This is a genomic window from Exiguobacterium sp. s181 (genome assembly GCF_018617125.1).
Lineage (GTDB): Bacteria > Bacillota > Bacilli > Exiguobacteriales > Exiguobacteriaceae > Exiguobacterium > Exiguobacterium profundum.
This window is the reverse complement of record NZ_JACSJM010000002.1, coordinates 1-22,644: the sequence shown is the minus strand read 5'-3', so window position 1 is coordinate 22,644 and position 22,644 is coordinate 1. Positions and strand designations below refer to the sequence as shown.

General features: G+C 47.5%; 19 protein-coding genes, 14 tRNA genes and 1 rRNA gene. 4 read left to right on the top strand and 30 right to left on the bottom strand.

Going from position 1 to position 22,644, the window contains the following annotated elements:
* Positions 1–55: 55 nt before the first annotated feature.
* Together KNO70_RS06425 and KNO70_RS06420 are read right to left on the bottom strand one after the other, a co-directional pair.
* Positions 56–427 carry a YlbF family regulator gene (locus tag KNO70_RS06425; RefSeq protein ID WP_015880924.1) on the bottom strand — a complete coding sequence of 124 codons (372 nt, stop codon included), beginning with the start codon at positions 425–427 and terminating at the stop codon, positions 56–58.
* Between the two features lie 35 nt (positions 428–462).
* Positions 463–1,554, bottom strand: coding sequence for a DUF445 domain-containing protein (locus tag KNO70_RS06420; RefSeq protein WP_214689406.1), 1,092 nt, complete (start codon positions 1,552–1,554; stop codon positions 463–465).
* A 69-nt stretch (positions 1,555–1,623) separates the two neighbouring features.
* Here KNO70_RS06420 and KNO70_RS06415 point away from each other — a divergent pair, with 69 nt between their 5' ends.
* The gene (locus tag KNO70_RS06415; RefSeq protein ID WP_237708237.1) at positions 1,624–2,475 is read left to right on the top strand and encodes a PucR family transcriptional regulator; all 852 of its coding nucleotides are present in this window, start codon (positions 1,624–1,626) and stop codon (positions 2,473–2,475) included.
* A gap of 104 nt (positions 2,476–2,579) precedes the next feature.
* The gene (locus tag KNO70_RS06410) at positions 2,580–3,677 is read left to right on the top strand and encodes an ABC transporter ATP-binding protein (protein WP_015880921.1); all 1,098 of its coding nucleotides are present in this window, start codon (positions 2,580–2,582) and stop codon (positions 3,675–3,677) included.
* 42 nt (positions 3,678–3,719) lie between these two features.
* Here the strand turns inward: KNO70_RS06410 and KNO70_RS06405 are convergent, their stop codons facing one another.
* The 3 genes from KNO70_RS06405 to KNO70_RS06395 all read right to left on the bottom strand — a co-directional run bounded on the left by KNO70_RS06405 (position 3,720) and on the right by KNO70_RS06395 (position 6,979).
* Positions 3,720–4,370, bottom strand: a complete 651-nt coding sequence (locus KNO70_RS06405) for an amino acid ABC transporter permease (RefSeq protein ID WP_214811561.1) — start codon at positions 4,368–4,370, stop codon at positions 3,720–3,722.
* Positions 4,367–5,125 carry a transporter substrate-binding domain-containing protein gene (locus tag KNO70_RS06400; RefSeq protein WP_078146406.1) on the bottom strand — a complete coding sequence of 253 codons (759 nt, stop codon included), beginning with the start codon at positions 5,123–5,125 and terminating at the stop codon, positions 4,367–4,369. Before KNO70_RS06400 ends, KNO70_RS06405 begins: the two co-directional genes overlap by 4 nt.
* Positions 5,126–5,251: 126 nt before the next feature.
* Positions 5,252–6,979 (bottom strand): phospho-sugar mutase, encoded by a 1,728-nt coding sequence (locus KNO70_RS06395; protein ID WP_214811558.1) that lies wholly within the window; start codon positions 6,977–6,979, stop codon positions 5,252–5,254.
* Positions 6,980–7,079: 100 nt separating this feature from the next.
* Here KNO70_RS06395 and KNO70_RS06390 point away from each other — a divergent pair, with 100 nt between their 5' ends.
* The gene (locus tag KNO70_RS06390) at positions 7,080–7,895 is read left to right on the top strand and encodes a sulfurtransferase (RefSeq protein ID WP_078146404.1); all 816 of its coding nucleotides are present in this window, start codon (positions 7,080–7,082) and stop codon (positions 7,893–7,895) included.
* 13 nt (positions 7,896–7,908) lie between these two features.
* Here KNO70_RS06390 and KNO70_RS06385 read toward each other — a convergent pair whose 3' ends face one another.
* From KNO70_RS06385 to KNO70_RS06370, 4 genes are read right to left on the bottom strand one after another with little or no spacing between them, the layout of a single operon-like run.
* Positions 7,909–10,341 (bottom strand): glycogen/starch/alpha-glucan phosphorylase, encoded by a 2,433-nt coding sequence (locus KNO70_RS06385; protein WP_214811555.1) that lies wholly within the window; start codon positions 10,339–10,341, stop codon positions 7,909–7,911.
* Positions 10,342–10,363: 22 nt separating this feature from the next.
* On the bottom strand, positions 10,364–11,797 hold the full coding sequence (glgA, locus tag KNO70_RS06380) for a glycogen synthase GlgA (RefSeq protein ID WP_214811553.1): 1,434 nt from the start codon (positions 11,795–11,797) through the stop codon (positions 10,364–10,366).
* 10 nt (positions 11,798–11,807) lie between these two features.
* Positions 11,808–13,010, bottom strand: coding sequence for a glucose-1-phosphate adenylyltransferase subunit GlgD (gene glgD, locus KNO70_RS06375; protein WP_240499788.1), 1,203 nt, complete (start codon positions 13,008–13,010; stop codon positions 11,808–11,810).
* A complete protein-coding gene (locus tag KNO70_RS06370) occupies positions 12,943–14,097 on the bottom strand; it encodes a glucose-1-phosphate adenylyltransferase (protein ID WP_015880913.1) in 1,155 nt (384 codons plus the stop codon). Before KNO70_RS06370 ends, glgD begins: the two co-directional genes overlap by 68 nt.
* Before the next feature lie 155 nt (positions 14,098–14,252).
* Here KNO70_RS06370 and KNO70_RS06365 point away from each other — a divergent pair, with 155 nt between their 5' ends.
* Positions 14,253–16,043 (top strand): transglycosylase domain-containing protein, encoded by a 1,791-nt coding sequence (locus tag KNO70_RS06365; protein WP_214811550.1) that lies wholly within the window; start codon positions 14,253–14,255, stop codon positions 16,041–16,043.
* A gap of 40 nt (positions 16,044–16,083) precedes the next feature.
* On the opposite strand, the gene KNO70_RS06360 is transcribed toward KNO70_RS06365, so the two are convergent.
* The 21 genes from KNO70_RS06360 to rrf all read right to left on the bottom strand — a co-directional run bounded on the left by KNO70_RS06360 (position 16,084) and on the right by rrf (position 22,495).
* Positions 16,084–16,887 (bottom strand): hypothetical protein, encoded by an 804-nt coding sequence (locus tag KNO70_RS06360; RefSeq protein WP_214811547.1) that lies wholly within the window; start codon positions 16,885–16,887, stop codon positions 16,084–16,086.
* A gap of 68 nt (positions 16,888–16,955) precedes the next feature.
* Positions 16,956–17,513 (bottom strand): DUF5366 family protein, encoded by a 558-nt coding sequence (locus tag KNO70_RS06355; protein ID WP_074037691.1) that lies wholly within the window; start codon positions 17,511–17,513, stop codon positions 16,956–16,958.
* A 227-nt stretch (positions 17,514–17,740) separates the two neighbouring features.
* On the bottom strand, positions 17,741–18,214 hold the full coding sequence (gene trmL, locus KNO70_RS06350; protein ID WP_214685791.1) for a tRNA (uridine(34)/cytosine(34)/5-carboxymethylaminomethyluridine(34)-2'-O)-methyltransferase TrmL: 474 nt from the start codon (positions 18,212–18,214) through the stop codon (positions 17,741–17,743).
* Positions 18,215–18,226: 12 nt separating this feature from the next.
* Positions 18,227–18,667: a methylated-DNA--[protein]-cysteine S-methyltransferase gene (locus KNO70_RS06345; RefSeq protein ID WP_214685789.1), complete on the bottom strand. Its 441-nt coding sequence runs from the start codon at positions 18,665–18,667 to the stop codon at positions 18,227–18,229.
* On the bottom strand, positions 18,648–19,796 hold the full coding sequence (gene queG, locus KNO70_RS06340) for a tRNA epoxyqueuosine(34) reductase QueG (protein WP_214811544.1): 1,149 nt from the start codon (positions 19,794–19,796) through the stop codon (positions 18,648–18,650). Before queG ends, KNO70_RS06345 begins: the two co-directional genes overlap by 20 nt.
* 67 nt (positions 19,797–19,863) lie before the next feature.
* A tRNA-Gly gene (locus KNO70_RS06335) sits at positions 19,864–19,934 on the bottom strand.
* A 131-nt stretch (positions 19,935–20,065) separates the two neighbouring features.
* Positions 20,066–21,124, bottom strand: coding sequence for a DUF2332 domain-containing protein (locus tag KNO70_RS06330; RefSeq protein ID WP_256363519.1), 1,059 nt, complete (start codon positions 21,122–21,124; stop codon positions 20,066–20,068).
* A gap of 106 nt (positions 21,125–21,230) precedes the next feature.
* Positions 21,231–21,311: transfer RNA gene (locus KNO70_RS06325), tRNA-Leu, on the bottom strand.
* A 9-nt stretch (positions 21,312–21,320) separates the two neighbouring features.
* A tRNA-Cys gene (locus tag KNO70_RS06320) sits at positions 21,321–21,394 on the bottom strand.
* 9 nt (positions 21,395–21,403) lie between these two features.
* Positions 21,404–21,478, bottom strand: a tRNA-Gly gene (locus tag KNO70_RS06315).
* Positions 21,479–21,482: 4 nt separating this feature from the next.
* Positions 21,483–21,557, bottom strand: a tRNA-Gln gene (locus tag KNO70_RS06310).
* A 7-nt stretch (positions 21,558–21,564) separates the two neighbouring features.
* Positions 21,565–21,640, bottom strand: a tRNA-His gene (locus KNO70_RS06305).
* A gap of 16 nt (positions 21,641–21,656) precedes the next feature.
* Positions 21,657–21,727, bottom strand: a tRNA-Trp gene (locus tag KNO70_RS06300).
* Positions 21,728–21,730: 3 nt separating this feature from the next.
* Positions 21,731–21,814, bottom strand: a tRNA-Tyr gene (locus KNO70_RS06295).
* Positions 21,815–21,819: 5 nt separating this feature from the next.
* Positions 21,820–21,895: transfer RNA gene (locus KNO70_RS06290), tRNA-Phe, on the bottom strand.
* 31 nt (positions 21,896–21,926) lie between these two features.
* A tRNA-Asp gene (locus tag KNO70_RS06285) sits at positions 21,927–22,002 on the bottom strand.
* Between the two features lie 8 nt (positions 22,003–22,010).
* Positions 22,011–22,084: transfer RNA gene (locus KNO70_RS06280), tRNA-Met, on the bottom strand.
* 16 nt (positions 22,085–22,100) lie between these two features.
* Positions 22,101–22,175: transfer RNA gene (locus KNO70_RS06275), tRNA-Glu, on the bottom strand.
* A gap of 18 nt (positions 22,176–22,193) precedes the next feature.
* Positions 22,194–22,284 (bottom strand) — tRNA-Ser (locus KNO70_RS06270).
* Between the two features lie 11 nt (positions 22,285–22,295).
* Positions 22,296–22,370 (bottom strand) — tRNA-Asn (locus KNO70_RS06265).
* A gap of 8 nt (positions 22,371–22,378) precedes the next feature.
* Positions 22,379–22,495: ribosomal RNA gene (gene rrf, locus KNO70_RS06260) — 5S ribosomal RNA — on the bottom strand.
* Positions 22,496–22,644: the final 149 nt, after the last annotated feature.

The window sequence follows — 22,644 nt, the reverse complement described above, 5'->3', positions numbered from 1 at the left end:
GACAATCTCATCAACAAAAAAACGGATGGCTCTAAAGCCATCCGCACATCATTTGTTATTGAACTTCGTTTTCGTTCACCATCGGGGCATAAAGCTCCTCGAGTGGTTTCATAATGATTTTCGTCACTTCTGTGACGAGTTGGTGCATGCGTTGCTCTTCTTGCATGAGCTCCATGATCAATTCGTTCTGTTGAACGTTCATCATTTTCGTTTGTGCATCCATCATTTCCTGCTCAGAGATTTCCTCTCCTTGCATCTGCTTTTGTTGAAGCGTCATTTGGATGTTACGGAAGTCAGCGAACAACTGGTTCGCTTCCGCATCCGCATTGACACGATCGTATAAAGAAGAGAGTGTTGTGAACTCTTCAGAATCGCGAAGTGCTTTCTCCAATTGGTAAGCTTGGTCGTACAAGTTTGTTTGTGACATGTAACGTCCTCCTAAATGCTATTAGGGTTAAGCCATCACAAGATGGCAATCAACCCTTGAATCAACCCAATCATACCACCTAACAGCGCACCAAGCCATGTTATTGCCCGGAACTCTCGTTTCGAGATCGATAAGACGATCTCTTCGAGGTACGACGTGTCGAGTGATTGGACCTGCTCTTGCACAATCTTATCAATCTTCAATCGGTCCATGATTGTCTCCATTTGGTTCGTGAAGCGCTCAATGACAAGCGCGACACCTTGTGGAACGAGTTCGTCGACAATGCGGGATTCGACGGACTGTGTATACGACGAGACCGGACGATCCAATAATTGTCCGATTGGCAAACGAGATACAACTTGGTCTGTGATGCCATCGATGAGTCGTGCTTCGAGTCGGTCATCGATCAGTGTATCGACCGTCTTCTCACTGAATCGCTCAAATTCACGCGTAATCATCGTCGTCATTCCGTCACGGGTCGATTGACCACGTAAGATGTTGACGATTTCAGGTCGAACCATCTCGACAAAGTTCATGTTTTGAATGAACCCTGCGATAAATCCGAGACGACGCTGGACGAACGAGTCAACCATGTGACGAAGTTGCGCCTCACCTTCAGGAGAATAGAAATATTCCTCTGATTTGACGAGAAGCGCCTCTACGACTTCAGGAATGACCACTCGTACACGGTCCATCCCTTCTTCTCCAAGTAACTCAAACAGCTTTCGTTCTTTCACTTCAGCCATGACGTTCGATAGCTCGTCACGTAGTTTTTCATCTGCTAGCGTGAGGAATCGTGCCTCTGCGTTCGGATAGAGGGGTTCCAATAGCTCGCGAACCGTCTTATCCGAGCGTAACATCGTCTGGACCTCTTGTTGCGCAAAGTGCGTAATATGCGTCGTCACTTGGTCATCTAGCAATCGCTTCCGCATACCCTCTGGTGTCAATAAATGTTTGACGACCGTCTTCCCTAAACTAGATGCCAGTTCATCTCGACGTTTCGGAATAAGTCCTGGTGTAAAAGGAATCCGGAATGAACCGATGTATTTCGGTTCGTGTGGTCGGAATAACATCTTGATGGCGAGAAAGTTGGTCACGCCCCCGATGGTCGCCCCGATCAATATCATGAGTAAAATCTTTAATAACCCGTCCAAACTGCAAGCCTCCGATCTGAAATATGATACATTGTTGTTGAGGTGATAGTATTGAATACGTTTGATCGTATTAAATCGATTTTTCCGACTGCTGTCCATCGGTCGGAAGATGCATCTGGTGACCTTGATTGGTTCGAGACGCAAGATGGTACCCTATTCGGACTCCCCGCGTTCGAACTGAGCGAACGCGAACAAAAGCTGTTGGCGCTGTGGGCGACGCCAATCCTTCAATCTGATCCCCATCAGCGAAAATGGCAAGCAACCCTTCAAGATGAGACGTTTCGTTTTGAGCAACCGTTTCGGCTCATCTCTCTTTCTCTCCAAGAAGCGGAAGAAGAAGCGTTCGAATCCTTCGTTAGTATCGTCCGTGACTTTATGCCGCATGCCGAGGTCATCTTGATGTCGACACGACATATCGAGCTGATTGAACAAAATCCATTCGTCGATCTTCAGGAGTTTGAGGACGTATTGCGCGCCATTGCGAGTGACTGTTTTATCGAGGCACATGCAATCTATAGCGAACGTCCGCAAGGCTCGCTCGCCCATGTGTATCGTCAACATCAATTACTCATGCCATACGCACGTATGTCTACTAAAACTTACCCTGCTAGTCAATTATTATACCATTATTTACTACAACAGCAGGACTTAAAAGAACGGATGCATATCACTGCCCCGCTGATGCAAATGCTCGATTTGTCGACAATCGAATTATTAGAGGCGTTGTTTCGTCACTCATTGAATGTCTCGCATACCGCCAAAGCACTGTTCATGCATCGAAACACGCTAAATTATCGGCTCGATCGCCTATTTGAGACGACGGGTTACGATGCTCGAACGTTCTATGACGCTAGCCTTCTTCAACTCATGGTCATGTTGCACAAATCCGATTGACGGTTTTTGTGCAACTTGTCCATATTCAATGCAAGCGGTTTCATCATATAATCGTTCTTGTAAGCGCTATTATATACACATAGATTCTTTAGGAGGCTAACGACATGGCAGAAATTCGTTTAGAACACATTGATAAAATTTACGATGGTGGCGTAAAAGCCGTCAGCGATTTCAACTTGCATATCAAAGACCGTGAGTTCATCGTCTTCGTCGGACCGTCTGGTTGCGGAAAATCGACGACACTTCGTATGATCGCAGGACTTGAAGAGATTTCAAACGGTGACTTTATCATTGACGGGAAACGAATGAACGATGTCGCTCCTAAAGATCGTGATATCGCCATGGTCTTCCAAAACTACGCACTTTATCCGCATATGAGCGTCTACGACAACATGGCGTTCGGGTTGAAGCTCCGTAAGTTCCCGAAAGACGAGATTGATCGTCGCGTAAAAGACGCTGCCCGCATTCTCGGTTTGGAAGAATACCTCGAGCGTAAACCAAAAGCGCTCTCAGGTGGACAACGTCAGCGTGTTGCCATCGGTCGTGCGATCGTCCGTGACGCAAAAGTCTTCTTGATGGATGAGCCACTCTCAAACTTGGATGCGAAACTCCGTGTACAAATGCGTAAAGAGATCATTCAACTCCACAACCGCTTGGATACAACGACGATTTACGTTACCCATGACCAAACGGAAGCGATGACACTCGCTACACGGATCGTCATCTTGAAAGACGGAATCATTCAACAAGTCGGTTCGCCGAAAGAAGTATATGATCATCCAGACAACATCTTCGTCGCCGGCTTCATCGGTTCACCATCGATGAACTTCTTCCGCGGTACACTCGCAGAAGGCAAATTCATCACGAACGGTGAAGAAGTCAACGTACCAGAAGGAAAAATGAAGACGCTTCGTGATCGTGGCTATGTCGGAAAAGAGCTCGTCCTCGGAATTCGTCCGGAATCAATCCACGATGAGCCAATCTACATCGACTCACCAACGACACACACGTTCAAAGCGCACATCGATGTCGCTGAGCTCATGGGGTCTGAGTCTTACCTCTACGCTGAACTCGGTGGACAACAGTTCACAGCACGCGTTGACGGTCGCTCGAACATCCACATGGGTGACGATGTCGAACTCGCACTCGATATGACAAAAGCACACTTCTTCGACGGAGAAACTGAAGCAGTCATCCGTTAAGGTACACAAAAAAACCTCGATTCGTCTGAATCGAGGTTTTTCTTATCGAATCGCATAACGCTGTTCGAGTTTGTGTTGACCGGCTTGGATCAAGGTCGATAAAATCCAGTAAATCGACGCAGAGAACAAGAGCAACGGCATGACTAAATATGTCGTGGCCGCAATCTGGTCAGACACGTACGTCAACTCCTGTACCGCGATGACCGTTCCGAGGGATGTCGACTTGATGATGTCGATGACCGAGTTCGAGACAGGTGGGATGGCACGTGAGAGTGCCTGTGGGAAAATGATGTCTTTGAAACGTTTCATTTTCGGAATGCCGAGTGCGACACTTGCCTCCACTTGTCCTTTGTCGACCGAGTTGATGGCTGCTCGGAACGCTTCTGAGATATAGGCTGCGAAGTGGAAGCCTAATCCAAAGATGAGCGACTGCATCCCACTGAGTTGAACGAACCCGATGAGCCCGACATATAAGATTAACAATTGAAGTAAGAGCGGTGTTCCACGGAAGAACGAAATGTACGTCCGTGTGAACAACCGTACGATTTTAATCGGACTACTATGAAGTAAAGCGATGATCAGACCGAGAGCCAAGGCGAGAAGAATCGACAGGGCACTGGCGATCAACGTGAGCTGGATGGCTTCAATATAGGCCGAGCGGTTCTCTATGACGGTCGTGATCAGTTCATTCATTGACTGATATCCTCACCGAAGTACTTCTCACCGATTTCTTTCATCGTGCCGTCTTCTTTCATCTCTGTGAGCGCGTCGTTCAACTTGTCAAGCACGTCGCTATCTTGACGTGTCATGAATCCAGCTTCACTTGTGTTGAAGATATCACCGACTGCTTTGACGTCATAACCTGTTTTTTCAAGTTCCGTCAAGATGAAGAGACGGTCGTTGAGGGCCGCGTCCAAACGACCGACTTCGAGGTCTTGAAGGACTTGGTTCGCACCTTTGTAGAATTTCACTTCAGCGCCAGCTTCTTCAGCCATTTGTGCATAAGCAGAACCTTGTGTCGATCCGACTACTTTTCCGTCAAGATCGTCGATCCCTTGGATGTCATTGTTGTCTGAACCAACGATGACTTGAGCTCCTGACACCGCGTACGGGTCAGAGAATGCATAGTTCTCTTTACGTTCCTTTGTGATGCTCATTTGGTTGGCAATCATGTCGATGCGTTCAGCGTCGAGTGCCGGGACAAGTCCTTTGAAGTCCATTGCTTCGTATTCCACTTTATAACCGGCACGTTCTGCCGCTTCGTTCAAGACGTCGATGTCATATCCAGTCAATTCACCTTTTTCTTTGTACGTGAATGGTGGGTATGTCGCTTCTGTTCCGACCGTGATGACCGCTTCGTCCGCTCCACTGTCTGTTTCGTTACCGCATGCTGCGAGAAGCCCGACTGAAGCTCCGATTGCGAGTACGCTCGTTAATGTCTTTTTCATAATAATTCCGCCTTTCCTATAATCCTTATATGATTACACGGTTTTAAACAATATCCTCATCATACTGGCGCGATGTCTTCATGTCAAACAAAAAACATCACCCTATTTCTAGAGTGATGTTCCTGATCAATCAATCGCTTTCGCTTGTTTCATAACATCCGCTTCAATCGCTTCACGTTTTGCGGTCGTCTTCTCAGCACGATCCGCATGCACACTGAAATAAAACTTGATTTTCGGCTCGGTTCCAGATGGACGAAGACAGAACCACGAACCGTCCGCAAAGACGAATTTCAAGACGTTTGATGATGGCAATTCAATCGTTTCCGATTTACCGGACTGTAAATCGATCGCCACTTGTTTCTTATAGTCTTCGAAACGGACGACCTCATATCCACCGACTTCTTTTGGCGGATTAGCACGAAACGCCTCCATCATGCGTCCGATTTGCTCGAGACCAGCTTTTCCTTTTAACGTCATCGACTGCAAGGACTCTTCATAAAATCCATACTTCTCGTAAATCGACTGTAATGCATCATAAAGCGTCCGACCGTGCTGTTTATGATAAGCTGCCATCTCGGCTGCTAGTAGGCAAGCCTGAACGGCATCTTTATCACGACAGAAGTCTCCAATCAAATAGCCGTAGCTTTCTTCATACCCAAAGAGGAATTCATATTCGCCTGATTCTTCATATTGTTTGATCTTCTCACCGATGAACTTGAATCCAGTCAACGTATTTTCGAGATGTACCCCGTACGCTTTTGCAATCGCAGCACCGAGTTCAGACGTGACGATCGTCTTAGCGACAAATCCGTTAGACGGCAACGTACCTGTCTCACTCTTTTGTGAGAGGATGTATTCCATTAGGAGCGCGCCTGTCTGGTTCCCAGTCAAGACGAACCACTCCCCGTCCCGTCCGCGCACGGTCAAGCCCACACGGTCCGCATCCGGGTCCGTCGCCATAAGTAAATCAGCCTCGACCCGGTCCCCGTATTCCATTGCTAATTTAAATGCAGCCTTTTCTTCCGGGTTCGGATAACTGACAGTCGGGAACGCACCATCTGGCTCTGCCTGCTCCTCTACAATTGTCACGTGCTCAAATCCGTACGCCTTCAACCCTTCCATAACCGGACGGCGTCCCGTCCCATGGAGCGGTGAATAGACAATCCGAAGCGGGCTGTCCTGTACGTCATGATGAATCCGAATCGACTGGAGCGCCTCCATATAGGCTTCATCGACTGATGAGTCGACGGTGAGGAGTAGCCCCGTTTGTCGGAGCGCCGCTTCATCTTCAATCTCAATTTTCAGCTCGTCTTCAATCGCATTGACATACGTCACGAGTTCATCCGCTTCCGCTGGTGGAAGCTGTCCCCCGTCTGCCCCATATACCTTGAACCCGTTATATTCCGGCGGGTTGTGGCTCGCCGTGATCACGATGCCACCGAACGCATTTAAATGGCGAACGGCAAACGACAACTCAGGTGTGGCACGCAAACTTGGGAACAAATACGTCTTGATTCCGTTTGATGCCAATGTCCGCGCCGCTTCTAACGCAAACTCGGGCGAAAAATGACGTGAGTCATGGGCGATGACGACGCCATGACGTTTCGCCTCTTCCCCTGATGCTGAGATAAAATCAGCAAATCCTTGTGACGCTTTTCGAATCGTATAGACGTTCATTCGGTTTGCACCCGGCCCGATTTCTCCACGCATCCCGCCTGTTCCGAACTCGAGCGTCTTATAAAATGCATCTTCTAACGTGGTCTCATCTTTTGCGAGTTCTTCGAGTTCCGCACGTAAATGCGGCTCGAGCCCTTCGAATTGATTCCAACGGTCATACGTTTGTTGCCATGTCATGATTCATTCCCCTTTCACCCTCAAAAAATTCAATCGAAGTACTCGCCAATTGCTTCCATCTTGTATACGATGAGAGTAACGAAACCTCGAGGTGATATTAATGTTTCCAACAATGCGTGCCCAAGAATTAAAACAAATCGTGCATACGAACTCGATTCGTTTCATCGATTGCCGATATTCGCTAAACGACGCGTCCTATGGTAAATATGTCTACCGAAAGGGACATCTTCCGAACGCTGTCTTTCTCGATTTGATGGAAGACTTGTCCGGTCCGCTCGGCGAACACGGCGGACGGCATCCGCTCCCTTCGAAAGAAGCATGGACGGCAACACTTCGTCGCATCGGCTTGAAAAAAGAAGATTTGGTCATCATTTACGATGACGGCTTCCCATTCGCAGCCCGTGCATGGTGGCTCTTCAAATGGGCCGGTCACGAACGGGTCGTTGTGTTAGAAGGCGGTATCCAATCTGGCATCACTTATTGCGGTGAGACCACTACGGACGTTCCACACTATCCGACAAGCGACTATACGCCAGACTTCCAAGACCATATGATTGCGACACTCGATGAAGTGAAAGCTGCTGCGAGCGGCTCACTCTATGATTCACGAACCGAAGATCGCTTCAACGGGTCACATGAACCAATCGACTCAAAAGCAGGTCATATTCCGAACGCATTGCTCTGCTCCTATGCCGAGGCCATTACAGAACTCGGGACGTTAGAAGACTTCCACGACTTAAAAGAACTGTATAAAGATGTTCTTCCCGTTGAGAACCCCATCTTTTACTGTGGTAGCGGTGTGACCGCCTGCGTCAATATTTTGGCGCTTCACGCTCTCGGAAAAGATGATGTCCGACTCTATCCGGGATCCTATTCCGATTGGATCAGCTATCCAGAAAACGAGGTCCACCCCTAAGGGTGGATCCTTTTTATTTTACGCTCGTCGGTTTGATATTCCAGACCGCGTTTGCGTATTCCGTGATGGTACGGTCACTCGAGAAGATTCCTGACTTCGCCGTATTGACGATTGAGCTTTCAGCCCAATGTGATTGGTCACTGAACACCTCATCGACTCGTCGCTGTGCCCGCATATACGAGACAAAGTCTTTCAAGACGAGGAAGTCATCGTTATAGACGAGGAGAGAATCGAAGATGGATTGGAATTGATATTCGCCCACTTTATCGAACGTTCCGTTGACAAGACCATCGACCACATCTTTGATTTCCTGATGTGCGTGATACATCTCTGCCGCATGATAGCCTCCGAACTTCTTATAGTTCATGACTTCTTGCGGAGATAATCCAAAGATAAAGATGTGATCATCACCGACGGCGTCACGAATTTCGATATTGGCCCCGTCTAACGTTCCAATCGTCAAGGCTCCGTTCATCATGAATTTCATGTTTCCGGTACCGGATGCTTCATAGCTCGCAGTCGAGATTTGTTCGCTCAAGTCAGACCCTGGGAAAATCCGTTCGGCCATGGAGACACGATAGTTTTCAAGGAAGATGACTTTAATGAATTGACTCGCCCGCTTGTCCTTATTGATGAGCGTGGCAAGGGCATTGATATAGCGAATGATCTCTTTCGCATAGTAGTATCCCGGTGCCGCCTTGGCGCCAAAGATAAACGTGCGAGGCACCATCGTAAACGTCGGGTCCGCTTGAATCTTCAAGTAAAGCGCATGGATGTGAAGGGCATTCAGCAATTGTCGCTTATAGGCGTGCAAGCGTTTGACTTGTACGTCAAAGATGGAATGAGGGTCCACTGTCTCTCCCGTTTCTTCTTGAATGTATGCCGCTAAGTCCAATTTGTTTTGTTGCTTCACGTCCATGACTTTTTCTTGGAAGCTCCGGTCTTTCGAAACATCCATCAACTTTTCCAAGTCGTTCGGATGTTCAATCCATGACGGGCCGATTGCTTCCGTAATGGCGTCGGATAATCCCGGGTTCGACTTCAAGAGCCAGCGACGGTGTGTGATCCCGTTCGTCTTGTTGTTGAAGCGAAGCGGGAACATCTCATATAAGTAACGCATCTCGCGCTGTTTTAAAATATCCGTATGAATTTGCGCTACGCCGTTCGTTGAATGAGAACCGACGACAGCGAGATTGGCCATATTGATCTGTTCGTTTGACACAATTGCAATCTCTCCCATATGGGATTCGAGGTGCGGATAGTTGACGAGTACGTCACGACAGAAACGTCGATTGATTTCTTCGATGATTTGATACACGCGCGGCAGGAGGCGTTGGTACATCTCGACCGGCCATTTCTCAAGCGCTTCTGAGAGTAGCGTATGGTTCGTGAACGACATGACGCTCTTCGTAATCCGCCACGCCTCGTCCCAACCGTATCCATGCTCATCCATCAAGATGCGCATCAATTCAGGGATTGCGACGACCGGATGCGTATCATTGATATGAATCGCGTAATGGTCGCCTAACTGCTTAAGTGATTTATTTCGCTTCAAATAGGAAACAAGCATCGATTGAATGCCTGCAGATACAAAAAAGTATTGTTGTTTCAAACGTAATACTTTTCCTTCATACGTCGTATCATCTGGATACAAGAATTCCGAAATTGTAGCAATCGACTGTTTATGTTTCAACAAGTCTTTATACGTCCCTTTCGTCTTCTCTAAATACGCCTCGTCGTCAAGTGGTGATTCGGCGTTCCAAAGACGTAACGTATTCACGACATCATTCTTATAACCGATAATCGGCATATCATACGGAACGGCAAGAACAACCTCGTCTGGATGATGGACGACACGCAATCGATCTCCGATTTGTTTCATCTCAATCCAGCCACCGAAATTAATCTCGACCGCTTTATCCTGACGTCTCGTTTCCCACATGTTCCCGTCACGGAGCCAGTTATCCGGCAACTCGACTTGATAGCCGTCTACAATTTTCTGTTTGAAGAGTCCATAACGATAGCGGATCCCGTTTCCATGCCCAGGTAAACTGAGTGCAGCCATCGAATCGAGGAAGCAGGCGGCCAGGCGCCCGAGCCCTCCATTCCCAAGACCCGGCTCTGGTTCCAACTCGGTAATGTCTGTGAAGTCGTATCCGAGATCTTGCAGTCCGTCTCTAACGAGCTCCAATACGTCTAAACTGAGCAAGTTGTTGTATAAGAAGCGACCTAATAAAAATTCTAGCGAGAAATAGATGACTTGCTTACTGTGTTTTTCTTCTTGACGGTCGCGGGTGTGAATCCATTTAGGCATGGCCTGCTCGCGTACCATCGTTGCCAATGTTTGATACACTTCCTGCTCTGTCCCATCCTCGATCGACTTCCCGTTCAATGCAATGAACCGTTCTTTAAATGCGTCGACAAAGCTTTGTTTATCTGTGAACATAAATCAAGTTAGCTCCTTCCACTCATGCGAATAAATGATATAACTCACGATATTGCTTGGCGGATTGTTTCCAGCTATAGTCCGCGGTCATCGCTTGATGGACGAGGGCATGCCAGTTTTCTTTTTCATAGAAGACACGAATCGCTTTTTCAATCGTCGCCAACATCTCATGAGCATTGTAGTTCATGAATCCAAAACCGGTCCCTTCTTGCGTGAACTCGTTGTACGGCTTCACGGTATCCCGGAGTCCACCTGTCTCACGTACGATCGGCAAGGTGCCATATCGCATGGAGATCAATTGACTGAGACCACAAGGCTCAAAACGTGACGGCATTAAAAAGGCATCCGATCCCGCATAAATCAAGTGTGCGAGTTCGATGTCAAAACCGATATATGACCCGACTTTCCCCGGGTGAGCGGCTGTCATCTCGTGAACGATTCTTTCATATTCCGGTTGTCCCGAACCGAGGAACGCGAACTGGCAAGGGAGCTGTCCAAGTTCTTCACGGACACCGTTAATTAAATCGAGACCCTTTTGGTCAACGAGTCGGCTGACAAAACCGATGAGCATGACATCGTCACGTACTTCAAGCCCAAGTCGCTCTTGTAACGCCCGTTTGTTGACAACTTTTCCTTGTTTATAGGTGTCTAGATTGTACGTCTCTGCGATTCGCTGATCCGTACTCGAATCGTTTGTCGCCAAATCAATCCCGTTTAAAATGCCACGCACGTCGACTGCCCGATGACGCAACGCCCCGTCTAATCCTTCACCGTAATAGGGTTCCATGATTTCGTCGCGATACGATGGGCTGACGGTCGTGATTTGATCGGAATGGACGATGCCGGCTTTCATGTAATTGACGAGACCGTTATGTTGAATTCCTTCGGCCGTGAAATGTTCAGGACCGAACTGTAGCAATTCTCCAAGAATCTCTTCTGGGAAAATCCCCTGGTATTGTAGGTTATGGATGGTATACACGGTGCGAATGCGTTGATACGCTTCAATATGTTGATAATGGATTCGTAAGAAGGCCGGTAAAATACCTGTCTGCCAGTCATGACAATGCAGGACATCGGGTACGTCTTCCATCTTCCCAATCATTTCGAGTACAGCGCGAGAGAAGAAGGCGAATCGTTCAGCATCATCAAAGTGTCCATATAAGACACCGTCACGTTTAAAGTAATACTCGTTGTCGATGAAGTAATACGTGATGCCGTCCCGCTCTAACTTCAAGACTGCCCCGAACTGTTTGCGCCACCCGACCGGAACAATCAGGTCGAATAAATACTCCATCTCGTCCACATACTCTTCAGCGATCGAGCCATATTTCGGCATGACAACACTGACTTCTTCTCCTAGGCCCGCCACCGCTTGAGGGAGCGAACCGACAACGTCGGCCAGCCCCCCCGTTTTCATGAACGGTGCCGCTTCTGAAGCAACATACCAAATTTTCATAAAATCCTCCTCATACCACTGTTCGTTTCGCGATGACAATCGGTTCGTCGATTGTGCCTCGGATGACCTGTCCTCGTTTTACAACAACTTCTTTATCCAAAATCGCGTTTTCAACGACAGCTCCTTCTTCAATGATCGATTTTGATGAAATGATTGAGTTTTTCACGCGTGCGTGTTTACTGACTTCAACACCACGGAAGAGAATACTATTTTGCACCTCGCCATGAATCTTACATCCATTTGCCACGAGCGCCTCGTTTACCTTTGATCCTTTCAAATAACGAGTCGGTGGCTCATGTTTGATTTTCGTGTAGATATGCGGGAAGTCATAAATGATGCCTTCGCCACGGAGTAATCGCATGCTTTCATTATAGTAAGAAAGCACCGAGTGAATGACCTGCATTTTCCCGACATAATGGTACCCGTGCACGTGTAAACGATGAAGCTGGGGACGAATGACGCCATCCAACAGGTCATATTCGCCTTTAGAGGTCGCTTCATCAACGAGACGCATGAAGAGATTCTTCGACATAATGATCGTTTCTGTGTACGTGTACTCATCATCCGGTGAGAATCCGCGCTCAGAGATGCCGACGACGCGGTCATTCTCCCCAAGGCGTATCGGACGGCAATAGCCACATTTCTGTTCATGGGTCGTATAGGCAAGCGTGATGTCCGCGCCCATCGATTTATGATGTGCGAGCATGTCGTTGTAGTCAATCGTCGTCAATACATTCGAACCTGTGATGACCACATACGGCTGCTTGCTGCGAATGAAGTGTTCACGGTGCATCGAGAAGTTGGCCAAGTCGCCAAGATACGCTTCTCCGTCCGGTTTCAACGCTGGTGGGAAGATGTGGAGACCGCCTTGCGAACGGTCCAAATCCCACTCTTTCCCTGAACCGAGATGATCCATCAATGAGCGATACTTATCTAACGTAAAGATCCCGACTTGATTAATATTTTGTGTGATCATATTCGTCAAGGTGAAGTCTATCAGGCGATAGCGTCCTGAGAATGGGACTGATGCCAGATTACGATGTCCAGTAAATTCCGGAAACAGACCTTGTTCCGTTCCTAAGTTAATGACCCCTAATAAATCGTTCGTCAACAGTAACGCCTCCTTGAGTGTCTCTTTACTCGTATCAAACTCTTTGTTTGAAGACGGTTCCACTTTCAATGTTTTCGTGTGGTTCAATAACAACGATTTCACCACCTGGCTCACCTACTGTCGCGCCGTCTTCAATGACTGCACAGCTAGCGACAATGGCTCTGTGAATTGTTACATCCTTCCCGATTCTAGCTCCTGGCATAATCACCGAGTCTTTAACGAGTGAACCTTCTCCAACACGGACATCGTAAAATAGCACTGAATGTTGGACTTCGCCTTCGATATGACACCCTTCGTTAATCACAGACTGTTCGACACAAGCGTCTTTTCCAATATACTGAGGAGTCTGGTTCGGGTTGACCGAATAGATTTTCCACTCCGGGTCATATAAATCGAATGGAGGCTCTTCTTCCAAGAGGTCCATATTCGCTTCCCAAAGAGACTGGATCGTACCGACGTCTTTCCAATAGCCTTTGAATTTATAAGCGAAGACGTCGAGTCCTTGAAGAAGCGTGTTCGGAATGATATTCTTCCCGAAGTCAAAGCTAGACGTTTCGTCTTCAGCATCTTTAATCAAATGTTCGCGCAAGACGCTCCAGTTGAAGATGTAAATCCCCATCGAAGCCAAGTTGCTCTTCGGTTCTTCTGGCTTCTCTTCGAACTCATTGATACGGAGGTCATCCGCTGTGTTCAAAATTCCGAAACGCGGCGCTTCGTCCCACGGCACTTCCATGACAGAGATGGTCACATCGGCTTGTTTTTCTTTATGGGCTTCGAGCATTTTCTCGTAGTCCATTTTATAGATGTGGTCTCCCGAAAGAATCAACACATAATCTGGATCGTAATCATCGATATAGCTCAAGTTACGATAGATTGCATTGGCCGTCCCCTCGTACCAGTTTTTCCCCGACTGTGCTTGGTAAGGTGGGAGAATGGCTAACCCCCCGTTGCGACGATCTAAATCCCATGCCGTCCCGATTCCTAAGTAACGATTCAATTCAAGTGGCTCATATTGCGTTAATACCCCGACTGTTGTAATTCCCGAGTTCGTGCAGTTTGACAATGGGAAATCGATAATGCGGTACTTTCCGCCGAAATTCACGGCCGGTTTCGCCGTTTTTCGCGTGAGAGGCCCCAATCGCTTTCCTTCTCCTCCCGCAAGGAGCATCGCAACCATTTCTTGCTTCATAAATAATAAGCCTCCTCAAAATCGTGATATACAACCTCTTTTACCCTTTTTCGCCCTTTCCTAAAGTATTCCTTCTCGAATTATTATATGATAACGTTTACATTTTTATTTTTTTGTAAATTGGACGATATAATGTATAGAGAGAGGTGAAATAGATGAGAGCTTGGATTGGAACCTTATTTTTTGCTGGACTTTTGGCTGCTTCCTTGTCACTTGCCACTGCATTGAAAGAAGAGATTGATCAGGCAGATGAAATTCTATCTTGGGGACAAGAGCTGGTATCGGCACAACCACTCTCGTCAATGCATGCCGTCACACTCGCATACAACGGTGGAGAACAGCAAATCTACTTGGCGGGCCGCAGAAATGACGTGTCTCCGAAAGCGTTACCCGAACATATCCAAGATGCGATTACAACCATCGAAGACCGTAAGTTCAATGCTCATCCCGGTTATGATTTGAGCGGGATTGCCCGAGCATTTATCAATAACGCGAACGAGACATCTGTCCAAGGTGGGAGTACAATCACGCAACAGTTGGCACGGAACGTGTACCTCACACATGAACGGACATATGAACGAAAAGTGAAAGAGTTATTGCTTGCTCGAGCACTAGAAAAAAATTATAGCAAGAAAGAAATTTTAACAGCTTATAGCAACGTTATTTTTTTTGGACATAATGTATATGGGATTCAATCGGCAGCCGATACATACTTTTCAAGACCGCTCGACGATCTGAATTGGAATCAACTCGCTTACTTGTTGACAGTACCGAATAATCCGTCACTTTATGATCCGCTCAATCCATCTGATGCTTTTTTTGAGCGTAAGGACCGAATCTTGACGCAACTGTTTGAAGCGGGTGTTCTCTCGAAGAGTGCATATGATCAGTATCATGGTGTCAAGTTACAAGCGTCGTTTCGCATTCAAACGATTCAATACCCGGACTACATGGATACAGCCGTCCGCGAAGCGATTCAATTGGTACGGTCACGCTATGACTTAGACGATGCCGAGGCAAGAGATTATTTATCCACACATGAAGCGACGATCGAGACTTACTTATCAACCGGGAAGCAGAAACAAGCAAAACAGGTGATGAGTCAACTCCCTCCCGGTGTGAACGGTGGCTATGCGGAACTGACACCTCAAGGGAGAATCGTGGCCATGGTCGACTCTGAGATGACGCAGGTCGGTGAGTTCAACCGAGCGACCCAGGCGTACCGCCAACCAGGTTCCGCAATCAAACCGATCCTCGTTTTCGCCCCATTTATCGAAGAGACAGGAGCGAAACTTGACACGGTACTTGACGGTCGTCCGGCTTGTTACGGTTCTTATTGTCCCGGAAATAGTCACAACCGTGTGTTAGGCGATGTCTTATTGAAAGATGCGGTCGCTTTCTCGTATAACACACCTGCGCTCGCCGCCTTCTCAGCAATCGATCAGGAACGCGCGTATAAGACAGCTGATATGATGTTCAGTCAATGGGATGAACAGGACGAGAACTTAGCGAGTGCCCTTGGCGGTCTCACACAAGGGGTCTCCCCAAAAGAACTCGCCGCCGCCTATACCCCGTTCTTAAATAAAGGCGAGTATACATCCGGACATACAATCAAACAAATCACATTCAAGTCCGGTGAACCAACACTGACCCCGATTTTAACGGAAGAGACAGTCTGGTCTCCGGAAACGATTAGTGAGATGAAAAAAGCGTTATCGACCGTCACCTCATACGGTACAGGTCGCTATGCGAATCAGCTGAAACGTGAGTTTGAGTATCTCGGAGGAAAGACCGGAACAACGAACGACAACAAAGATATGTGGTATGTCGGACTGACCAATCGCACCATCACCGCCATCTGGCTCGGTGCCGATACGCCTCGCCCATTCCCGGAACTCGCCAACCGTGCGTATCCGGCGATTGTCTGGACACAGGCACACCAATAAAAGGAGTCAGCCACTGAAAAGTGGACTGACTCCTTTTGCTTTATAATCGACGTTCGATTTGAAGTCGATATGCTCCCCAATGCTCCATTAACTCGTCGTGATTGATTAGTTTCCATGGATTGAAACGGACTTGACCATGTTTATTGAAATAGAGTCCTTGTCGCACACAGTAACTCGCATGGACCAGTTGCCCTTGGTCGCTCCAAAACGTCAGGACGTCATTCGGCCTCAGTGTATCATCCTTCACAGTTTCGTACCTACTTCGCTTTAATGTCTGAAGGAACGTCTCTGGATGAACCCATCGGTGAACGACCTGTTCGTTTCCCGTGACCGCAAACAACGTCGCCGCGAGACAGTTACTTCCATCCTGGATCGGAAACCGATTTGCATAATCCGCAATATGCGAAGCAATCGAGTCATCACAGGGTTCCCCTTCCCAACGATCCCACTCCTTCGCATAGTCGAGCAGGAGAGAATGACGCATCTCGATGTCGAGCTCATTCCAATTTTGCGGATGCAAAACGATGACACACGCGCCATCCTTCTCTATAATCATCTCATTCGATAGACGTTTCATCTGCTCGACTGATATCGGCAAAACAAGACCACGATGGGTCGTCACTTGAAATTCCAATAAACGTGTTTTGACGTGCTCCTGTAACTCCTTCAAAAAGCTAGAGAACGCATGGATGACATAAGTCACGTCTTGACCCATCTGCCACGTCACATACGGATTCGTGATGTCGGGTCTACGGTAAAGCGGATGATTGAAAAACTCCTGCCTCGGAATCACGAGACAGGAACTCGGTATATCCTCAAGAAACGAAGAATCAATCCAATACAAGGTTTCCTCCGGGACAAATGATAGACACCACGCTTCGATCACATCAGAGGTTGGTCCAAAAGAATGCTTCATAAGATGATATCTCCGACAGAGTTAAACAAGCGAAGGACCGACCAACCTAACCCGCTGACCAACGTCGCCCACATGACGGCCTGCATAAGTAATAAGCCGATGGCACGTGGGACGGACATCGATTGGCTTACTTGCCAGACATAGTAAAAGAGATACATCAAGAGCGTGCCAACGAGCACGGCGATAACGGCGAGCAATGTGTTCAAAAAGAGAAAGCTGATTCCGGACCCGATGAGAAAGATGATGGCACCAGGTTTGAGCCGATGAAGCGACGTGCCATTTGTCTCTCGCGCAAAAAAAGCGAAACCGAGTTGATTGAACGTATCGGCTACCAATTTGAATGCGCTAAACAACATAAAGAAAATCGTAAAGAATACGACGAGCACGAGCACTTTCGTCTCTTGCACGGATAACAGTTCGATAATTTCACTATATACGCCAATTTGATTCAGCCATTGGATTACGTACTCGGAGGTCGCAATCGCAAGTGACATCGAAAACAAAATAATTCCGATGAGTGGGGCATAGCTCAGTAAGTACACATTCGTTTTCATGTTCCTTCTCCAATTTCACAGTAATTTCTTATATTCAGTGCAATTCACCTACCAAGTATATTATACTATTTATAGTTATGGAGAATAAAAGGGGGATTTTTGGATGGGCCTATTATTGATGGTTGGAATCAGCGTCGTCTTCCTCGCAGCGATTTTGACAGCTGGATATAACCGTAAACCTGAGGGTAACGAATAAGAGCCGGGATTCTTACGAATCCGGCTCTTTTTTATTTCAATCCTGCATATCCCTGTTGGCGAAGCGCCTCATATACGATGATGGCTGCTGTATTCGATACGTTCAATGAACGAACGAGGTTCGATTGTGGTAGGCGGATGCAGCGATCCAAATTGTTCTCGATGACTTCCATCGGCAACCCTTTCGTCTCACGACCAAAGACGAAGAAGTAGTCACCGCCTACATCTGAAACGTCTAAATCACTCGGGTATTGTTCCCCGTACTTCGTAATATAAAAGAACTGACCATCCGGATGCTTCTCCCACAGCTCTTCTAACGAGTCATGATAGCGTACATCGACAAATTGCCAATAGTCGAGACCGGCACGCTTTAACATCTTATCATCCGTCGAGAATCCGAGCGGACGAATCAAATGAAGCACCGAATTCGTCGCCGCACACGTACGTGAGACGTTCCCTGTATTTGCTGGTATTTCTGGTTGAAACATTACGACATGAATTGCCATGGTTGGTTTCCCTCACTTTTTCATTTCAAATTCTAGAAGGCGTTGTTTCTCAGCCAATCCTCCCGCAAAACCGACAAGCTTCCCACTACTTCCAATGACACGGTGACACGGAAATAGAATCGGCAACGGATTTCGATTGAGCGCCTGACCGACGGCGCGAACGGCTTTCGGCCGACCGATTTGTTCAGCAATTTGCTTATATGTGCGTGTCTCGCCATAAGGAATGGTCAAAAGCGCATCCCACACCTCCTGTTGAAACGGTGTCCCGTTCATGTCAACGTAGGCACGATCTGTTTCTTGAAACCCTGTCCGCTCGACTCGCGTCATAAGATTCCGCAACCATTCAGGTGCTTCTTCTGTCGGTTCATGTGTTGTGAACTCCAATTCGGTCAACTTACCTGATCCATTTATCTCGTACATTAGCGGTCCCCACTTAGACGACACGATCTTCATGTGCCCACTCCTCTCGATATATGCGAATCTCTTCATGAACCATATCAGACGTTTCATTCCGTTCAATCTCTTCAAATATCGAATCGGCATCAGGTCCAAGAATCGCACCGATTGCCCAAACAGCCGTCGCGCGCATATCTTCGCGTTCATCCTGTTTAATAAATTCCCTTAAGATTGGAATCGCTGAAAGTTCACGGTAGTGCGCGAGCGCTAAAATCGCATTTCGTTGAATCGGTTTCTTCCCGCGCCATGCGCCTGATAAATGTCCGAACTTTTGTTTGAACTCCCGGTTGCTCAATGTCAGAAGAGGCTCTAAGAGCGGTTTGACAATCTCAGCTTCCGGTAACAATTCTTCATGGTGGCGCCAGTCCTTTTTGCGATTATATGGACAGACTTGCTGACACGTGTCACATCCATATAATCGACCACCAAGCTTCGACCGAAACTCTCGTGGCATCAACGTCTTCATCTGCGTGAGATAGGCGATACAGCGCTTCGCATCGAGGACACCTGGTTCAACAAGGGCCGTCGTCGGACAAGCTGTCATACATTTATCGCAATCCCCACATCCGTCTTCAATTGCTTCATCCGGTGGTAAGTATACATCTAAAATCATTTCGCCCAAATAAAGATAGGATCCTTTCTCAGGAGAGATGATGGAACAGTTTTTCCCACTAAATCCAATCCCCGCACGTTCTGCGACAGCACGGTCGACGAGCTCACCCGTATCGACCATCGAACGCGTTCGCACGTTTGGAACCAATTCTTCAATGTACGCTTGAAGTTTGGTCAATCGATCGCCGACCGCCCGATGGTAATCGAGTCCCCACGAAGCACGAGCAAACAACCCTCGTCTCTCCCCGGCGACACTACGGGGCGCATCTTTTAATTTACTTGGATAGGCGATGGCGATCGCAATGATCGACTGTGCCTCTTCAAGCAGAAGTTCAGGATTTGTGCGTTTCTCTAAATCCGGTTCTTCGAATCCAGAGGCATATCCTTTCTCCTGTTGTCGAATGAGTCGTTGTTTCATGACGATGAACGGATCAGCTGTCGTCACTTTCAACTCATCAATCCCGATGGTTTCGGCATACGCTAAGATTTGTTGTTTTAATGTGTACGGGTCCATTCCGTTCACCTCCTCTATATATTTTCGCATACAAAAAATCTCTCCGCCACTCGGCAGAGAGATATGAAGCGGGTGAAGAGAATCGAACTCTCGTCATCAGCTTGGAAGGCTGAGGTTTTACCATTAAACTACACCCGCATGAAATATTGTTGTCGTTCAAGCGACTATAGTTAATATACACCTATACTATTAATCTGTCAACAAGTATTCGTAAGTTTTTCTAAATTCAATGAAATCAATATGTTAATATATCTTAATCATTCAAAAGATCATGAATGAAACAAAGAATCGAGTGGCGTCAGGATTTGAAATTGACGGCCGTGCCCCTCTGTTTCTGCAAACGTCAACGCTGTAAGTTGACCGTCCTGATACAAATCTACATGAAGGAAACGATCTTGGATATTGTTATAGATATGGAAGACGTCTCGTGTTTGTCCAATTCGCTCGACTTGCTTCAAAAGTTCTTCTTTGACGGGACGTGACATCTGATTTGCAACGTGTGTATGGAAGATACATAACGTCTCTGTCTCCGACACACGCGATACGAGATCTTGTAGCATCGTCACACCATCCCCTTCAATGAGCGTCACCATATTAAAATTGATTTCATTCATGGCAGCCTGAAGCAGTTGCCGTCGTGTCTCATGCTCTGGCCAGATTAACGCATTCAACCATGACCGCTCTGCTTGATCTGTCAAGTCCACAATGTTCAAATCGACACCAATACGCGTTCCGATGTCTAATGGCGTCTTAGCCTCGAGATGGAATGATTCGTTCGATTCGACGGTCGCTGAGATGTTTACTGATGAGATGCTTATCGGGTTGATTGGGACGCCATTATATTCATAAGCGTACTGGTCAACAAATAGTTGAAGCCCTGCACTCGTTCCGATTTCGAGCAGTGCGAGTGATTGCTTCGTCTGTTGTTGAATCTTCGAAAATATCGGATACAAGTAGGCGCATCGTCGAACCTCGTTCGTTTGCACACGACGGGTCCTCAATCGATGACGGATCTCACTTTCGTATGTATGGCAAAAAGCTAAAAAAGAGGGAAATACATCTTCAGCTTGTTTTGGATATTTTGTCACGCTAGGATAATAGGTGGCCAACTCATCAGCAGAGTGTTGAATTACCAGTTCATGAACAGATGCAAACAATAGATTTGGAGCAGGTTGTCCCTTTGGTATGTCTTCACACAAAGATAAGAGCCATTCATGCTGGGCCACTTCTCGAGCTAGCACTTCGTATAAGCGACTAGAACCCACACATTCGTTGTCAGCAAATCGGATGAACCGATTCGATTGTTCTGTAAATTGAATATCATCCACCTCGTTTCTTCTTGTTTAAAACATTCGAGCTGAATGAATGTCCTTCCTTCTCAAAAAAAAATAGCGAGCAGAAAAAAGACCCTAACCTCAGTTAGAGTCATACGGATACCGGTGGTCGGAGTCGAACCGACACTCCAGAGGAACACGATTTTGAGTCGTGCGCGTCTACCAATTCCGCCACACCGGCATATTATGTTGGAGGCGCCAGTCGGAATCGAACCGACGATAAAGGAGTTGCAGTCCTCTGCCTTACCACTTGGCTATGGCGCCAAAAGTCATTGGAGCGGAAGACGGGATTCGAACCCGCGACCCCGACCTTGGCAAGGTCGTATTCTACCACTGAACTACTTCCGCAAAATGGCTGGGCTGGAAGGGATCGAACCTTCGCATGTCGGAATCAAAATCCGATGCCTTACCACTTGGCTACAGCCCAATAATAATGGGGCGACTGAAGGGAATTGAACCCTCGAATGCCGGAATCACAATCCGGTGCGTTAACCACTTCGCCACAATCGCCATGATGAAATTAAAACAGGGGCAGCAGGAATCGAACCCGCGCTGACGGTTTTGGAGACCGTAGTTCTACCGCTAAACTATGCCCCTAAGTGGTGGGGGGGGGCGGATTCGAACCGCCGAACCCGAGGGAGCGGATTTACAGTCCGCCGCGTTTAGCCACTTCGCTACCCCCCCACATATGGTGGCTTTGGACGGAATCGAACCGCCGACACAAGGATTTTCAGTCCTTTGCTCTACCAACTGAGCTACAAAGCCATATGTAGTATAATTGATTTCAAAATAAAAATGGCGGTCTCGACGGGATTCGAACCCGCGATCTTCTGCGTGACAGGCAGACATGTTAACCCCTACACCACGAGACCGGACTTAATTGCGGGGGCCGGATTTGAACCGACGACCTTCGGGTTATGAGCCCGACGAGCTACCAGACTGCTCCACCCCGCGACGATATAAAGTTAAATGGTGACCCGTACGGGATTCGAACCCGTGTTACCGCCGTGAAAGGGCGGTGTCTTAACCGCTTGACCAACGGGCCATTACATATTTGAAAAACTGGCGGAGAGCAAGGGATTCGAACCCTTGAGACGGTTTTGCCGCCTACACGAATTCCAATCGTGCTCCTTCGGCCACTCGGACAGCTCTCCAAAAGAGAAAGTGGCTCCGCAAGTAGGATTTGAACCTACGACCTACCGGTTAACAGCCGGTTGCTCTACCACTGAGCTATTGCGGAACGATTTTGCCTGGCAACGTCCTATCCTCACAGGGGGAGATCCCCCAACTACTTTCGGCGCTGAGACGCTTAACTTCCGTGTTCGGCATGGGAACGGGTGTGGCCGTCTCGCTATCGCCACCAGACAAATATGATATTAACATTATCTTAACATAATGTCAACATGTTTTTGAGATTGTTCTCTCAAAACTGAGGATTCATCAACACAAACCATTAGACTAGATCAAAGCCTCGACCGATTAGTATCATTCAGCTCCACGTGTCGCCACGCTTC

What these genes read in the sequence shown, in the direction of transcription:
- KNO70_RS06425 (WP_015880924.1), bottom strand. Translation starts at nt 427, where the DNA reads ATGTCACAAACAAACTTGTACGACCAAGCTTACCAATTGGAGAAAGCA.
- KNO70_RS06355 (WP_074037691.1), bottom strand. Translation starts at nt 17,513, where the DNA reads ATGAAAACGAATGTGTACTTACTGAGCTATGCCCCACTCATCGGAATT.
- KNO70_RS06420 (WP_214689406.1), bottom strand. Translation starts at nt 1,554, where the DNA reads ATGATATTGATCGGGGCGACCATCGGGGGCGTGACCAACTTTCTCGCC.
- KNO70_RS06385 (WP_214811555.1), bottom strand. Translation starts at nt 10,341, where the DNA reads ATGTTCACAGATAAACAAAGCTTTGTCGACGCATTTAAAGAACGGTTC.
- KNO70_RS06345 (WP_214685789.1), bottom strand. Translation starts at nt 18,667, where the DNA reads ATGAAGATCGTGTCGTCTAAGTGGGGACCGCTAATGTACGAGATAAAT.
- KNO70_RS06405 (WP_214811561.1), bottom strand. Translation starts at nt 4,370, where the DNA reads ATGAATGAACTGATCACGACCGTCATAGAGAACCGCTCGGCCTATATT.
- KNO70_RS06400 (WP_078146406.1), bottom strand. Translation starts at nt 5,125, where the DNA reads ATGAAAAAGACATTAACGAGCGTACTCGCAATCGGAGCTTCAGTCGGG.
- glgA (WP_214811553.1), bottom strand. Translation starts at nt 11,797, where the DNA reads ATGAAAATTTGGTATGTTGCTTCAGAAGCGGCACCGTTCATGAAAACG.
- queG (WP_214811544.1), bottom strand. Translation starts at nt 19,796, where the DNA reads ATGGACCCGTACACATTAAAACAACAAATCTTAGCGTATGCCGAAACC.
- KNO70_RS06410 (WP_015880921.1), top strand. Translation starts at nt 2,580, where the DNA reads ATGGCAGAAATTCGTTTAGAACACATTGATAAAATTTACGATGGTGGC.
- KNO70_RS06370 (WP_015880913.1), bottom strand. Translation starts at nt 14,097, where the DNA reads ATGAAGCAAGAAATGGTTGCGATGCTCCTTGCGGGAGGAGAAGGAAAG.
- KNO70_RS06390 (WP_078146404.1), top strand. Translation starts at nt 7,080, where the DNA reads ATGTTTCCAACAATGCGTGCCCAAGAATTAAAACAAATCGTGCATACG.
- KNO70_RS06365 (WP_214811550.1), top strand. Translation starts at nt 14,253, where the DNA reads ATGAGAGCTTGGATTGGAACCTTATTTTTTGCTGGACTTTTGGCTGCT.
- trmL (WP_214685791.1), bottom strand. Translation starts at nt 18,214, where the DNA reads ATGGCAATTCATGTCGTAATGTTTCAACCAGAAATACCAGCAAATACA.
- KNO70_RS06395 (WP_214811558.1), bottom strand. Translation starts at nt 6,979, where the DNA reads ATGACATGGCAACAAACGTATGACCGTTGGAATCAATTCGAAGGGCTC.